Origin of the sequence: Nocardia jiangxiensis NBRC 101359, from assembly GCF_000308615.1 — a bacterium.
Taxonomy (GTDB): Bacteria; Actinomycetota; Actinomycetes; order Mycobacteriales; family Mycobacteriaceae; genus Nocardia; species Nocardia jiangxiensis.
Genome location: NZ_BAGB01000027.1, coordinates 165,075 through 178,730 on the forward strand (window position 1 = coordinate 165,075; position 13,656 = coordinate 178,730).

General features: G+C 65.7%; 11 protein-coding genes. 7 read left to right on the plus strand and 4 right to left on the minus strand.

Annotated features, from left to right (window positions below; all coding sequences use genetic code 11):
- The first annotated feature begins 13 nt into the window (after positions 1 to 13).
- The 4 genes from ON40_RS09205 (at position 14) to ON40_RS09220 (ending at position 6,297) form a co-directional block, all read left to right on the plus strand.
- Positions 14 to 2,338 (plus strand): xanthine dehydrogenase family protein molybdopterin-binding subunit, encoded by a 2,325-nt coding sequence (locus tag ON40_RS09205; protein WP_245567725.1) that lies wholly within the window; start codon positions 14 to 16, stop codon positions 2,336 to 2,338.
- Between the two features lie 161 nt (positions 2,339 to 2,499).
- Positions 2,500 to 3,942, plus strand: coding sequence for an NCS2 family permease (locus ON40_RS09210; protein WP_051192877.1), 1,443 nt, complete (start codon positions 2,500 to 2,502; stop codon positions 3,940 to 3,942).
- A 5-nt stretch (positions 3,943 to 3,947) separates the two neighbouring features.
- Positions 3,948 to 5,375 carry an XdhC family protein gene (locus ON40_RS49710; RefSeq protein WP_085997680.1) on the plus strand — a complete coding sequence of 476 codons (1,428 nt, stop codon included), beginning with the start codon at positions 3,948 to 3,950 and terminating at the stop codon, positions 5,373 to 5,375.
- Positions 5,376 to 6,024: 649 nt separating this feature from the next.
- Entirely contained in the window at positions 6,025 to 6,297 is a 273-nt protein-coding gene (locus tag ON40_RS09220; RefSeq protein WP_051192878.1) for a hypothetical protein, read from the plus strand.
- A gap of 9 nt (positions 6,298 to 6,306) precedes the next feature.
- On the opposite strand, the gene ON40_RS09225 is transcribed toward ON40_RS09220, so the two are convergent.
- From ON40_RS09225 to ON40_RS49720, 3 genes are all read right to left on the minus strand, one after another.
- The gene (locus ON40_RS09225) at positions 6,307 to 7,269 is read right to left on the minus strand and encodes an LLM class flavin-dependent oxidoreductase (protein ID WP_218008759.1); all 963 of its coding nucleotides are present in this window, start codon (positions 7,267 to 7,269) and stop codon (positions 6,307 to 6,309) included.
- Between the two features lie 77 nt (positions 7,270 to 7,346).
- Positions 7,347 to 8,600, minus strand: coding sequence for a formamidase (gene fmdA / locus ON40_RS09230; protein ID WP_040820592.1), 1,254 nt, complete (start codon positions 8,598 to 8,600; stop codon positions 7,347 to 7,349).
- 37 nt (positions 8,601 to 8,637) lie between these two features.
- Complete coding sequence (locus tag ON40_RS49720) at positions 8,638 to 8,961, minus strand: FmdB family zinc ribbon protein (RefSeq protein ID WP_306305379.1); 324 nt, start codon at positions 8,959 to 8,961, stop codon at positions 8,638 to 8,640.
- A 207-nt stretch (positions 8,962 to 9,168) separates the two neighbouring features.
- On the opposite strand from ON40_RS49720, the gene ON40_RS09235 reads away from it, so the two are divergent.
- Positions 9,169 to 10,875 carry a purine-cytosine permease family protein gene (locus tag ON40_RS09235; protein WP_051192879.1) on the plus strand — a complete coding sequence of 569 codons (1,707 nt, stop codon included), beginning with the start codon at positions 9,169 to 9,171 and terminating at the stop codon, positions 10,873 to 10,875.
- A 54-nt stretch (positions 10,876 to 10,929) separates the two neighbouring features.
- Here ON40_RS09235 and ON40_RS09240 read toward each other — a convergent pair whose 3' ends face one another.
- Positions 10,930 to 12,009, minus strand: coding sequence for a substrate-binding domain-containing protein (locus ON40_RS09240; RefSeq protein ID WP_051192880.1), 1,080 nt, complete (start codon positions 12,007 to 12,009; stop codon positions 10,930 to 10,932).
- A 63-nt stretch (positions 12,010 to 12,072) separates the two neighbouring features.
- Here ON40_RS09240 and ON40_RS09245 point away from each other — a divergent pair, with 63 nt between their 5' ends.
- Both ON40_RS09245 and ON40_RS09250 read left to right on the plus strand, forming a co-directional pair.
- Positions 12,073 to 12,513, plus strand: a complete 441-nt coding sequence (locus ON40_RS09245; RefSeq protein ID WP_157186241.1) for a MarR family winged helix-turn-helix transcriptional regulator — start codon at positions 12,073 to 12,075, stop codon at positions 12,511 to 12,513.
- Positions 12,514 to 12,633: 120 nt separating this feature from the next.
- The gene (locus tag ON40_RS09250; protein WP_040820594.1) at positions 12,634 to 13,656 is read left to right on the plus strand and encodes an aliphatic amidase; all 1,023 of its coding nucleotides are present in this window, start codon (positions 12,634 to 12,636) and stop codon (positions 13,654 to 13,656) included.

The following is a 13,656-nucleotide window of genomic DNA, read 5'->3' on the forward strand; positions in this document are numbered from 1 at the left end:
ATCAGGAGTTTCGATGACCCGCTCGACCCGCTTCCCGGCCGAGGTGGCCGCACCCGGCAACGCCGGCGTCGGCGGCAGCCCGCTGCGTCCCGACGGAACCCTGAAGGTCAAGGGCGAGTTCGCCTATGCCTCGGACCTGTGGATCGACGGCATGCTGTGGGGGATGACCCTGCGCAGCCCGCATCCGCGCGCCCGCATCCTGCGCATCTACACCGCCGCCGCGCTGGCTGTCACCGGCGTGCACGCCGTGCTCACCCACGAGGACGTGCCGGGCCGCAAGGTGTACGGCCTGGACCACACCTGGGATCAGCCGGTTCTCGCGATCGACGAGGTCCGTCATCACGGCGAACCGATCGCACTGGTCGCCGCCGACCATCCCGAAATCGCCCGCCGCGCGCTGGAATTGATCGACATCGAGTGGGAGGTGCTCGATCCGATCGTGGATCCCGTTGCGGTGGTGGCTGATCCGGAAGCCAATCGGGTCCAGGAGCGCGGCGGCATCGCGCGTCATCAGCCGGTCCGGGTGGGCGATATCGCCGTCGGCCGGGCCCTGGCCGACGTGGTGATCTCGCAGAAGTACGAGGTCGGCATTCAGGACCAGGCATTCCTGGGCCCGGAATCGGGTCTGGTGGTCCCTGCCGAGGACGGTGGGCTCGAGTTCTACGTCGCGACCCAGTGGATGCACAACGACCTGTCCCAGATCGGCCCGTGCCTGGGCCTGCCCGAGGACCGGATCCGAATGACCATGGCCGGGATCGGCGGCGCGTTCGGCGGCCGGGAAGACCTGTCGATGCAGATCCACGCCGGTATGCTCGCCATGCACACGGGCAGGCCGGTCAAGATGATGTACAACCGCGAGGAGTCCTTCTTCGGCCACGTCCATCGGCATCCGGCGCATCTGTGGTACGAGTACGGCGCCACCCGGGCGGGGAAACTCACCTACGCGAAGGTGCGGATCATCCTCGACGGGGGCGCGTACACCTCCGCGACGTTGAATGTCACCGGCAACGCATCCTCACTCGCCCTGGGCCCCTACGAATTCCCGCATCTCGAGGTCGACGCCTACGGTGTCTACACCAACAATCCGCCGTGCGGTGCGATGCGCGGATTCGGTGCGGTACAAGCGTGTTTCGCGCACGAGTCGATGATGGACGAGCTCGCCGACGCGCTCGGCATGGACCCGATACACGTGCGGCAGATCAATGCTGTCACCCAGGGCTCCAAGCTCGCCACCGGGCAGGTACTGCACGCCCCGACCCCGCTCGCGCCGATGCTGGAACGGCTGAAAGATATGCCGCTGCCACCGGAATCGGATATCTCGGACATCCGCAACCTGCCCGGCGGCGCTTCCCAGACCACCCATGGCGAAAGCGTCGTTCGCGGCGTCGGATACGGCGTGGGCATCAAGAACATCTGCTTCTCCGAGGGCTACGACGACCTGTCCACCGCGCGAGTGCGGTTGGAAGTCATTGCCGGAGAACCGGTTGCGCTGGTGCACACCGCCGCGGCCGAGGTGGGGCAGGGCCTGGTCACGGTCGAGGCGCAGATCGCCCGCACCGAACTGGGCATCGACCGGGTCACCATCGCCCCGGCCGACAACGCGGTGGGGGACTCGGGGTCGTCCTCGGCCTCCCGCCAGACCTACATGACCGGTGGCGCGGTCAAGACCGCCTGCGAGGCCGTACGTGCCCGCGTCCTGGAACTCGCTGCGGCCCGGGGCATCTCGGGTGCGGCGCGGCTCGTCGGCGGGAAGGTGGCCTCGGCAACCGGTGAGGTGCTCGCGGCACTGGTCGACGTACTCGATGAGGGGGTCGTCGAAGAAACCCGCGAATACCATCACCGGCCCACCACCGGCATGGATCCGGTGACCGGGCAAGGCCGGAGCCACACCCAGCTGGCCGTGTGCGTGCATCGCGCCGTGGTCGACGTGGACACCGAACTCGGCCTGGTCAAGGTCGTGGCTCTGGATGCGGTCCAGGACGTGGGCCGGATCATGAACCGGCTCTCGCTGGAAGGCCAGATCCACGGCGGATCCGTCCAGGGTCTGGGTCTGGCGGTCATGGAGGAAATTCAGGTAACCAACGGAAAGGTGCGCAATCCCTCGTTCACCGACTACCTCATTCCCACGATTCTCGACACTCCCACACAGAGATTGGACATTCTGGAAAATCCCGACCCGCACGCCCCCTACGGGCTGCGCGGCGCGGGAGAGCCTCCCACTCTCTCGTCCACACCCGCGGTCGTCTCGGCAATTCGCAACGCGTGCAAGGCCGCCGGCGGGACGGGGAACCTGATCCGGGTTCCGGTCCGTCCCGAGGACATCATCCGAAGCTGTTGATCAACAGGGGTTCTCGCCCGGCGTGGACCGGGCCCCCACAACCGCATTCCGAACTACAGGTCCGATGACGGCCGGACTGCAGGTCGGCGTGATGCCGCGACTGCTCTGCGTCACGACGCAGGGCGCGGCGTACTCGTTCCAGCCCCGAGGAGGGCACGCCAATGACCGAGGTACAGACTCGTACTTCCCCTGCTGCCACCATCGCCGAGCGGTCCGCGCTCGACCGGTTCTTCCGGCTGAGCGCGCGCGGCAGCACCGTCACCCGGGAAATCCGCGGCGGCATCACCACATTCGTGGCGATGGCCTACGTGATTCTGCTGGTGCCGCTGATTCTGGCCGGCGCCACCGACATCGACGGGAAACACCTGAGCATCGCGCAACTCACCACGGCCACAGCCTTTTCCGCCGGATTGTCCACCGTGCTGATGGGTCTGGTGGGCAACGTCCCGCTGGCTCTGGCCGCGGGCCTGGGCGTGGTGCCGGTGGTCGCCTTCCAGGCCGCACCGCATATGACCTGGCCGCAGACCATGGGCCTGGTGCTGCTGATGGGCGTGATCATCGTGATCCTGGCCGCGACCGGACTGCGCACCATGATCATCAACGCCATTCCGCTGGCCTTGAAGAATGCGATCGGCGTCGGGATCGGGATGTTCATCGCGATGATCGGGCTGGTCTCGGCGGGTGTGGTCGGGCACGGTTCGGCCTCGGGGCCGCCGGTTAGCCTGGGCCCGGACGGACATCTGCAGGGCTGGCCGGTGGTGGTGTTCGGGGTCGGGCTGCTGCTGATGATCGCGCTGTACATCCGCAAGGTGCCGGGAGCGATCCTGATCAGCATCGCGGTCGCCACCGTGCTGGCCGTGGTGATCAACGCGGTGGCCACGATCGACCCGAAGTCGTGGGGGACCGTCGTGCCCAAGGCGCCGTCCCGGCTGTTCGCCGTCCCGGATTTCGGGCTGATGCTGCACGTCGACCCGTTCGGCGGCTTCGTCCGCGCGGGCGCGCTGACCGCGGGCGTCGTGCTGTTCACGCTGGTGCTGACCGGTTTCTTCGACGCCATGGGAACGGTTTTCGGGGTCTGCGACGAGGCCGGACTGCTGGACGAGAAGGGCACCATGCCCGGACTCGGCCGGGTGCTGACGATGGACGGCCTCGCGCAGATCATCGGCGGTGCGAGCGGCGGCGCGGGCAGCACCGTCTACGTGGAGTCCGCGACCGGTGTCGGTGAGGGTGCGCGCACCGGTCTGACCAGTCTGGTGAGTGGCGGATTGTTCTGTCTGGCAATATTTTTCACGCCGATCGCCGGGGTGGTGCCGATTCAGGCCGCCGCACCCGCGCTGGTGCTCGTCGGGGCGTTGATGATGACCCAGGCGCGCAAGATCGATTGGTCCGACATGGAGGTCGCGGTGCCCGCTTTCCTGACCATCGTCGCGATGCCGTTCACCTATTCGATCACCAACGGCGTCGGCGCGGGTCTGATCTCGTACACGGTGATCAAGGCCGCCCGCGGACGATTCCGCGAAATCCATTGGCTGGTCTGGGTGGTGAGTGCGGTCTTCGCCTGCTACTTCGCCATCTCCGGAATCGAAGTCCTGTTGAGAGGGTAGTGATCATGCGCGAGCTGACCGAGCAGATCCTGCGATGGCATTCTGCGGGAACACGATTCGCCGTCGCCAGCATCATCGGCGTCACCGGCAGCGCACCACGCCCTGTCGGCGCCGCGATGGCGGTGGACGAGGACGGCACCGTCGTGGGCTCCATCTCCGGCGGCTGTGTCGAGGGCGCGGTCTACGAACTGTGCCGCGAGGCATTGGCAACCGGTACGCCGCAGCGGGAAACCTTCGGCTACAGCGATTCCGACGCGTTCGCGGTCGGATTGACCTGCGGCGGGGTGCTCGAAGTCTTCGTGCACCCGGTCGGCTCGCGCGATCATGACGCACTGCTCGCGGCCCTGCGCGCCGGCGGACCCGTCGCGCTCGTGCGGGACGTGGGCTCGGGGGCGACGCTCGCGGTGGGGCCGGACTGGGTTTCGCCACCGGTCGCCTTTGGGGTCGAGGGTCGAATCACCCCGCCGGGCAACATGGTCGCGGATGCGCATCGGTCGACATCGGACTTCACAAGTGATCAGGATGTGTTCCGGGGTGCCGACCTCGGGCGTATCGCCTCGTACAGCGCGTCGACCGGCTCGGCCGATACCGAACTGGACCGGGTCTCAGCGCCTCTCGCGCATATCGAGGGCGGACCGGTGGCGTGCGCTGATCGGGCGGTGGTTGCGCACGCGCGGGCCATGCTCGACCTCGGCGCCACCGGTGTGCGGGTGATCGGTTGTGATGCAGAGGAAGTCACAGTGTTCGTGGAATCCTCCGTGCCACCGCCGCGCATGATCGTGCTCGGGGCCATCGATTTCGCGGCTGCGGTCGCACGGATCGGCGCATTCCTCGGCTACCACGTGACGGTGTGCGACGCCCGCCCACTGTTCGCGACGAGTGCCCGCTTCCCCGAAGCCGACGAGGTCGTCGTGGACTGGCCGCATCGGTATCTCGAAGGCACGCAGGTCGATTCGCGCACGGTGATCTGCGTGCTCACCCACGACGCGAAGTTCGACGTCCCGGTACTGGAGGTCGCGCTGCGCCGCCGCGTCGCCTACGTGGGCGCGATGGGTTCACGCCGCACCCACCGCGACCGAACCGCCCGCCTGCTCGCGGCCGGACTCACCGAATCCGAACTCTCCCGGCTACATTCCCCGATCGGCCTCGACCTCGGCGGCCACACCCCGGAGGAGACCGCCGTGGCCGTCGCCGCCGAGATCGTCGCGGCCCGACACGGCGGCTCGGGCCGCGAACTTCGCGCCACGGACGCCGCGATCCACCGCCCGGCGCCCGGCGAAATCACATGCTCAGGCCCCGCTCAGCCGCAGTGGGCGCGGGGGCCGGTCTGCGGCGAGACCCAAACATCGGTGGCACTGTCACGTCCTGTCCCCACGGCTCCCTCCCACACGATGCACTTTCCGGGAGCGGTGAGCCGGACAGGTCCGGCATAGTAGTCGAAGTTGCCGTAGTCGCTGTGCGCAACTGACCCCTTGGCAAGTCCGATCATGGCGCCTACCCAGGTCTCTTTCCCGAGATTCGACGTTTTCGTGGTGACCACGCAGTCTGTCGAACCGTTGTACAGAAGATGGATGACTGCGCCCTTCAGGTCCTGGTGGTCTATTTCGTGGTAGTTGTTGCCACACGCCTCAGCCGGGGTCGCGACGGCGTTCGCGGGGGCGGCGACAGCTATCGTCCCGGCGAGGAGCGCCGCCGTGGCGAAGGCCGATCCGACCGCCTGTTTGAGTGCAAGCAATGTATTCACCATTCGTTCTGTGCCAACTGATTTGAGCACTTCGTCCGACTCGGGGCCCAAATACTAGAACGGCCTGTTCGCGCTCACTTCCCCGTGAAAGGAAGGGCTCCCCCACTGGTCCGCAGCTGCCGGGCTGCGGGCCGTTCGGACGAGGCTGCCGCCCTCGCCGAGGAGGAGTTCGATCGGCAGCCGTCTCGACACCGCACCTGGTGGCAGTGATCCCGGCCTCCGGCTGCCACCACCGATGACGGGCCGTACAACGGGTGGCCGGAGCGGCCCGCGTTGCGGTCGTTGATGCCTCGGGCGCTTGCCGGGCTGACGGTTCTGGACGCGGGGTGCGGTGCCGGTTGCCCGCCCAGCACGGTTCCTACTTCGACGCCGAGTTCGTCTCCGACACCTGGACCAAAGCCGATGTCGAAGTCACTCAGCACTGTTGGCGTCGTCCGCCGGCAGCGGTGGTGGCGGAGTTCTCGGCGGCCGGGTTCGTGATCGATGCGATCACCGAAGCGCGACCGTCCGAGGAGGCGCTACGGCGGTTTCCCGCCGAATTGGGCCCGCTGACCGATGTTCCGAGCTTCATCGTCTACCGGCTTCGATCGGGGCTCGGCGACTCCCGGTGAATGTCGTTCTCACTCCCCGGCGGATCGGCGTTGGGCGTGGATCAGGTCGGTGATCTGGTCGAATTGGGTGGTGAAGGAGTCGGGGGATATGGCGGCTATGCGGATCTGGAGGTGACGGGCTCCTGCTGCGGTGTACTGGTTCAGCTGTGTGGCAATGTCTTTCGCCGATCCCGTCATCAGGACCTGGATCTGTTCGACCTGTTCCACGGGCATGCCGTAGGTGGTTCGGCAGTAGTCGTCGAGGGCGGCGCGGCCTCGGATGGGGTCTTCGTCGATATAGACGGTGGCGAAAAGAGCTGGGGTGATGGTTGTTTCGTCGCGGCCCTCGGCTGCGGCGGCGGTGTGGATGGCGGTCAGGCCCGCGGCGTAGTCGGCGGGGTCGGGTGGGTAGGGGAGCCAGCCGTCGTACAGGCGGCCGGTGCGTTTCAGGGCGGCAGGGGTTGCTCCGGCGAGCCAGATCGGTGGCCCGCCGGGACTATGCGGGCGCGGTGCCTCCGGCAGCCAGTCGTAGTGTAATACCTTGCCGTGGAATGGATTCGAATTGCCCGACCACAGCTGCCGCCACAGCCGGACGGTGTCGTCCAGATGGGAGAACCGGGTCCGGAAATCCACCCCGGACAGTTCGAACTCGGGTTCGCTGATGCCCGGGAATCCGGCCCCTACGCCGAGCACGATTCGCCCCTGCGACACCAGATCCAGTGAGCCGAGCACGAGCGCGGTGTGCACCGGATTGCGGTAGGCCGGAATCAACGCGGCCGTGCCGAGGGTTATCCGTTCGGTCGCCGTGGCGGCGGCTGCCAGCAGCGTCAACGGTTCGACCCGTGCGCGCAGCAGCGAATCACCCAGCCACGCCGAATCGAATCCCCGCTGCTCGGCGCTCACCACGAGATCGAGAAGTGCGCGAGCCGAGCCTCCGGCGGCGAGTTGAGCCTGCCCGGCGGGCAGTAGTAGTCCGTATCGGATGTCGTTCACCGCTTCAGGATTCGCCGAGCGGCGTGTGTCGGACAACTCCCTTCGGGGAATGAACGACACCCGGTGGACTCGGCCGGCTAGCGGGCGGTGCGCGGCGCTCCGATACCCGGGTCGATGCGTACCGGGCCCGAAGCGGTCGGGGCTATCGGAAAGTCGAAGATGGCCGTCGGAATGTAAACGGTGGCACAGGAGTTCGGGATGTCCACCACACCGGAGAAGCGTCCCTCGATGGGGGCCGCGCCGAGCAGTAGATAAGCCTGTTCGCGGCTGTACCCGAAATTGGTCAGGTAATCGATGGCATGCAGACAGGCGCGTTCGAATGCCAACTGGGAGTCCAGGTATCGCTGTTCGCCGTCGAGGGTGACCGAGGTTCCGGAGAAGGCCAGCCACTCGGAGTACACCGGTCCCTCGTTACCGGGCAGGAAGACCGCGTTCTCGGTGACCCCGTACAACTGCATGCCGTTCTTGATCACATCGACACGCAGGTCGATGAAGCCGCCCATCTCGATCGCGCCACAGAAGGTGATCTCCCCGTCGCCCTGCGAGAAGTGCAGATCACCGACGGACAGCTTCGCGCCGTCCACGAAGACGGGATAGAAGACGCGGCTGCCGCGCGTGAGGTTCTTGATGTCCTGGTTGCCGCCGTTCTCGCGGGGCGGGGCGGTACGTGCTGCCTCGGCGGCCACACGATCGAATTCGGGACCGGTCAGCGAGCCCAGGATCGCGTCACGGGGTTCGGGCGGCAATGCCAGCGGCGGCACCCGCTCGGGGTCGGTGGCGATCAGTGCGGCTTCTCGGGCGTTCCAGGTGCTCAGCAGGTCGGCCGAGGGTGCGGTGCCCATCAGGCCGGGGTGCATGATTCCGGTGAATTTCACTCCGGGGATGTGCCGGGAGGTCGTGGTGTGCCCACTGAAATCCCAGATCGCCTTGTAGGCGTCGGGGAAGTGTTCGGTGAGGAAGCCGCCTCCGTTGTCGGTGGCGAAGATCCCGGTGTAACCCCAGCCCTGACCGGCCAGCGGACCCGAATCCTCCTGTGGGACAGGGCCGATGTCGAGGATGTCGACGATCAGCAGGTCGCCGGGCTCGGCACCCTCGACGGCGAACGGCCCGGACAGGCAATGCACGCTGCTGAGCGGGGCGTTGCGCACGTCGTCGGCCGAATCGTCGTTGTGGATCGCCCCGTCGAACCATTCGCGCACGTGCACGCGGAACTCGTCGCCGGGCCGCACGGTGACCGCGGCCGGGATGTCGGGATGCCACCGGTTGTGGCCGACGAACTTCTGGTCCGTGAACCGCTTGGACGAATCCAACGGGTACAGCAACTCGGGCATGGGATACCTCTCTTCGACGTCGAAAGCGTGGGAGTCGTCAGGAGCGGGGGAGCCTGCGGTGCAAGGGATTTCGGGTAACCCTCGGGCTGCGGCGCGGCGGCGGTGCGGCGACGAGCGGCGGTTCGGACGCCGTGCGTGCGGTGGCGTCGAGCAATCGCGTGGCCGTCGAGCCGGAACGTAGCAGGGCGCCACCGCAGATGCGTCGCCGAGACTGGTTGTGGCACACCGGGCACGGCGCGGATTCGGGAACGTCGGTGATGGGGTGGCGGCCGTCGAAGCGGCCACATGTGGGACAGGTGAATTCGTAGCTGGGCATCGAGAGACCTCCGGCTGACCGGGCTGCGCCGACAATCAGTTTCATTTGAGTGTATTTTGGACGGACACAATGGAAAGCCGGACATGTCGCGGCCGCGAAACCGTGCGGTTAACCCGCTGTTACGAGAACCGCAGCGTGTTTCCCGGTCATTAATTTTCATATGAATTATAGTCAATTGAAAATATCGACTATAGCGTCTGTCCTCACCGAGCCCGTGTAGCCAACGGCCTCGACTGCGAGGAGAACGACATCATGACGACACAACCGACGCCGTCCGCGACGCCCTCCCGATGGCGTCGTTTCCAAGATTGGGCCGCTCGCGATGACATCGAGGACTATTCGCTGCGGTACGCGCCGAAATCCTTCCGCCGCTGGAGTCCGCTGGCCTGCGCGGTCACCGCGCTCGGCGGCATCGCCTACCTGGCCGACTACTCCATCGGTGCGTCGATTGCCGTGACTCATGGTGCATCCAGCGCCGTGATCGCGATCCTGGTGGCCGCCGTGACGATCTTCCTGACCGGCGTCCCCATCGCCTACTACGCCGCCAAGTACAACCTGGACATGGATCTGCTGACTCGCGGGGCCGGATTCGGCTACTTCGGATCCACTCTGACCAGCATCATCTATGCCAGCTTCTGCTTCATCTTCTTCGCCCTCGAGGGATCGATCATGGCCCAGGCGATGAAGCTGGCATTCCACATCCCGCTCCCGCTCGGCTACATCATCGGTTCACTGTTGATCATTCCGCTCGTGCTGTACGGGATGTCGGCGTTGGCGAAGTTCCAGGTGTGGACGCAACCGTTGTGGCTGATCCTGTTCGCGGCGCCGCTGGTGATGATCGCGATCGGCGATCCGTCCGGATTCGACGGCTTCCTGTCGTGGGCCGGCAACGGCGGCAGCGCGCGGGTGACCGCGATCGGTGTCGGCGCGGGCGCGGGAGTCGCGCTGTCGCTGATCGCGCAGATCGGGGAGCAGGTCGACTATCTGCGGTTCATGCCGGAGAAGTCGGAGACGCCCAAGCTGCGCTGGTGGTCCGCGGTTCTGGCGGCAGGCCCGGGGTGGGTGATCCTCGGCGCCGCCAAGCAGCTGTGCGGGGCCTTCCTCGCCTTCTACATCGCGGGACAGGTCGGCTTCACCCGGGCCACCGAGCCGATCGAACAGTTTCTCGGCAGCTACGGCGTGCTGATCCACAGTCATGCGATGGCGCTGGCCATCGCGACCGTGATGGTGCTGCTGTCTCAGGTCAAGATCAACGTGACCAACGCGTATTCCGGTTCGCTGTCGTGGTCGAACTTCTTCAGCCGGGTGCTGCACGTACATCCCGGCCGAGTCGTGTGGCTGGCACTGCACATCGCGATCGCGTTGGCGCTGATGCTGGGCAACATGTTCACCTTGCTCAACACCATCCTGGGGTTCTACTCCAACGTCGCGATCGCGTGGGTCGGCGCGATCGTCGCCGATCTGGTGATCAACAAGGGAATATTGAAGATCAGCCCGCCGTACATCGAATTCAAACGGGCCTATCTGTATCCGATCAATCCGGTCGGATTCGGATCCATGCTCGCCGGGTCGGTGCTGTCGATTCTCGCGTACTTCGGCGCGTTCGGCAGCCTGCTGGCGGCGTGGTCACCGTATCTCGCACTGGCCGTGGCGGTCGTGCTGACGCCGATCATCGCGGTCCTCACTCGCGGCAAATACTATCTGGCGCGACCGAATCCGCTTCGCGAGGAGATCGAGAAGGAGCCGCTGTGGGCCGGGCAAACCCTGCTCGATGTGGTGGACGGCAAGCGGTACGAACTGCCGGATATGGTGCACCACTGCCCCTTCCATGGCGGAACGGTGTCCTCGCTCACGTGCACGCTCACCAAGAACTGTGCGGAGCAGTGCCAGTCGCCGTCCTATGCCGACACCGTTGCGGCCGCGGACCTGGGCCTGCAGGCGATGCGCGTGCGCGACTGAGATCCCTGAAACTGCTTGGGGTCGAACAATGTTCGGCCCTGAGCAGGGGGCGGATCAGGAGGTCAGTTCGGCGTGCACCGTGAAATCCAGCCGATCGGCCCCGGCGAGATAGACCGGCTGCGTGGTGTGCACGCCGCGCACCCGGACCTCCCCGCGCGGACCGTGGTAGGTGGCGTTGGAGGCGGTGCGTTCGATCGCGCGCAGGTCCAGACTGCGTGCTTGCTCGGCGAGCGACGCGAACAACAGCAGTCCCTCGTAACAGGACTCGCCGATGTTGTTCAGCGCCGGAGCGTGCGCCCCGAAACGGTCGGCGTACCGAGCCCCGAAGTCCATCCCGGCCGGGGACACCACACTCTCGAAATAGCCGCAGGCGGTGAACAATCCGCGAGTGCTGTCGACGCCACCGGCGTAGAGGACATCCTCACCGATCATCATGCCGAGCCGGATCCGGCACTCGTCGAGTCCGGCCGCGGCGAACGCCCGATTGAACGCGGCGCAGTCGGCGCCGACCAGGAACAGCAGAACACCTTGCGCCGCAGAGGATCCGATCAGGTCGAGTGCGGCGGCGAAATCGCGCCCGCCCAGCGGGACGAACGTCGCGCCGACCACATCGATATCCGATTCGGAGCTGAATTCCACTGTGGCCCGGGCAGTCTCGCGTGGCCAGATGTAATCGTTGCCGACGATGTACCAGCGTCGGATGCCGAATTCAGCGCGCATCCACCGCAGTGCGGGGAACAGCTGCTGATCGGGGGTCTCACCCACCATGTACACGCCGTCGGAATCCTCGCCCCCCTCGTAGAAAGTGGTGTAGACGTAGGGGATTCGCCCGGCGGTCTGCGGAGTGATCACCTTGCGCGCGTTCGACAGATGCCAGCCGACGACGCCGTCGATCAGTCCCGCGCCGATCATCCGGTCGACGTGCGCGGTCAGCTCCGGCAGTGGCGCTGCGGCGTCGATCGGGTGCAGCCGCACCGGCCGATCCAGGATGCCGCCCGCGGCGTTGATGTCCTCGATCGCGAGCTCGGCGGATGCCTCGCACGACGGTCCGAACATCCCCGCCGGGCCGCTCAGCGGCACCGCCAGTGCGAGATCGACCGATTCGCGACGACCGCGAAGGCTCCGAGCGGTCATGGCAACCACCACCGTAATACTTGCAAGTGAAAATGACTCATACGGCGCTGTATAGTGCTGATTGTGGACGATAGTACCGCCCTTGCCGCGCTGGACGAGCTTGCCCGACTGATGCGGCGGGTATCGCAGGATCTGGACAAGACTGTCGCCACCTGCCTCGGTGAGACGTCTCCCGGGCGTTGGCACGTGCTGAACGCGGTCGCCGATGGCCAGGGGCGTTCGATGTCCCAACTGGCCGAAGTCACGCAACTCAATGCCGCCACGCTCACCCGTCTGATCGACGCGATGATCGCCGACAACCTGGTGAACCGCAACGTCGACGCCGCCGACCGGCGCAGAGTGCTGGTGCACCCGACCCGGCGCGGCCAGCTGACACACAAGGTCATGAATCAGGCGCTCACCGAGGGCGGCATTTCCTCGATCGCCCTCGGAAGTGAACCGCTCACACAATTGCTCACAGCTCTGCTGGATCGGATCCAGGTGAGCGATCCGGTGTCGCTGTAGCATTCTTCCCCGGAAATGCCCTTGTTACACGGCGGACATTACGACGCCTCCGGCATGCGGGATAGTTTTCTCCGATGACATCCGGTGAAGTGCGCCGGAATCAGCGGAAGGGCGACTCTCATGCGTCACGGAGACATCGGCTCGAGTCCCGACACGGTCGGGGTCGCGGTGGTCAACTACAAGATTCCCCGACTGCACACCGGGGCCGAAGTGATCGAGAACGCGAAGAAGATCGCCGATATGGTGGTAGGCATCAAGACCGGCCTGCCCGGTATGGACCTCATAGTATTCCCGGAGTATTCGACGATGGGAATAATGTACGACCGCGAAGAAATGTATGCCACCGCCACCACCGTGCCCGGTGCGGAGACCGAGATCTTCGCCGCGGCGTGCCGGAAAGCCAAGACGTGGGGTGTGTTCTCCCTGACCGGCGAACGGCACGAGGGGCATCCGGACAAGGCGCCCTACAACACGCTCGTGCTCATCGATGACGAAGGTCGAATCGTCCAGAAGTACCGGAAGATACTGCCCTGGAACCCGATCGAAGGCTGGTATCCCGGCGGGGAGACCTACGTCAGCGATGGCCCTAAGGGTATGAAGCTTTCGCTGATCGTGTGCGACGACGGGAATTACCCGGAGATCTGGCGCGACTGTGCGATGAAGGGCGCCGAACTGATCGTGCGCTGTCAGGGCTACATGTACCCGGCGAAGGATCAGCAGGTGCTGATGGCCAAGGCCATGGCCTGGGCGAACAATTGCTATGTCGCGGTCGCCAACTGCTCGGGATTCGACGGCGTCTACACGTACTTCGGCCATTCGTCGATCATCGGCTTCGACGGACGCACTCTCGGTGAGACCGGCACCGAGGAGTACGGGATTCAATACGCGCAATTGTCTATCCCCGAAATTCGTGCCGCCCGCCGGTACGATCAGGCGCAGAATCATCTGTTCAAACTGCTACATCGCGGTTATACCGGGGTCTGGAATTCCGGAGACGGCGACAAGGGCATCGCCGACTGCCCGTTCGATTTCTACAAAACGTGGGTGAGCGATCCGAAGAAGGCTCAGGAACAGGTCGAGGCGATAACCCGGGATACGATCGGCGTCGCCGAATGTCCCGTGTACGACCTGCCGCACGAATAG

Bases quoted from the DNA above. Each gene is read 5' to 3' on its own strand.
- fmdA (WP_040820592.1), bottom strand. From the start codon at position 8,600: ATGCCCGAGTTGCTGTACCCGTTGGATTCGTCCAAGCGGTTCACGGAC.
- ON40_RS09235 (WP_051192879.1), top strand. From the start codon at position 9,169: ATGACGACACAACCGACGCCGTCCGCGACGCCCTCCCGATGGCGTCGT.
- ON40_RS49710 (WP_085997680.1), top strand. From the start codon at position 3,948: ATGCGCGAGCTGACCGAGCAGATCCTGCGATGGCATTCTGCGGGAACA.
- ON40_RS09210 (WP_051192877.1), top strand. From the start codon at position 2,500: ATGACCGAGGTACAGACTCGTACTTCCCCTGCTGCCACCATCGCCGAG.
- ON40_RS09240 (WP_051192880.1), bottom strand. From the start codon at position 12,009: ATGACCGCTCGGAGCCTTCGCGGTCGTCGCGAATCGGTCGATCTCGCA.
- ON40_RS49720 (WP_306305379.1), bottom strand. From the start codon at position 8,961: ATGAAACTGATTGTCGGCGCAGCCCGGTCAGCCGGAGGTCTCTCGATG.
- ON40_RS09250 (WP_040820594.1), top strand. From the start codon at position 12,634: ATGCGTCACGGAGACATCGGCTCGAGTCCCGACACGGTCGGGGTCGCG.
- ON40_RS09205 (WP_245567725.1), top strand. From the start codon at position 14: ATGACCCGCTCGACCCGCTTCCCGGCCGAGGTGGCCGCACCCGGCAAC.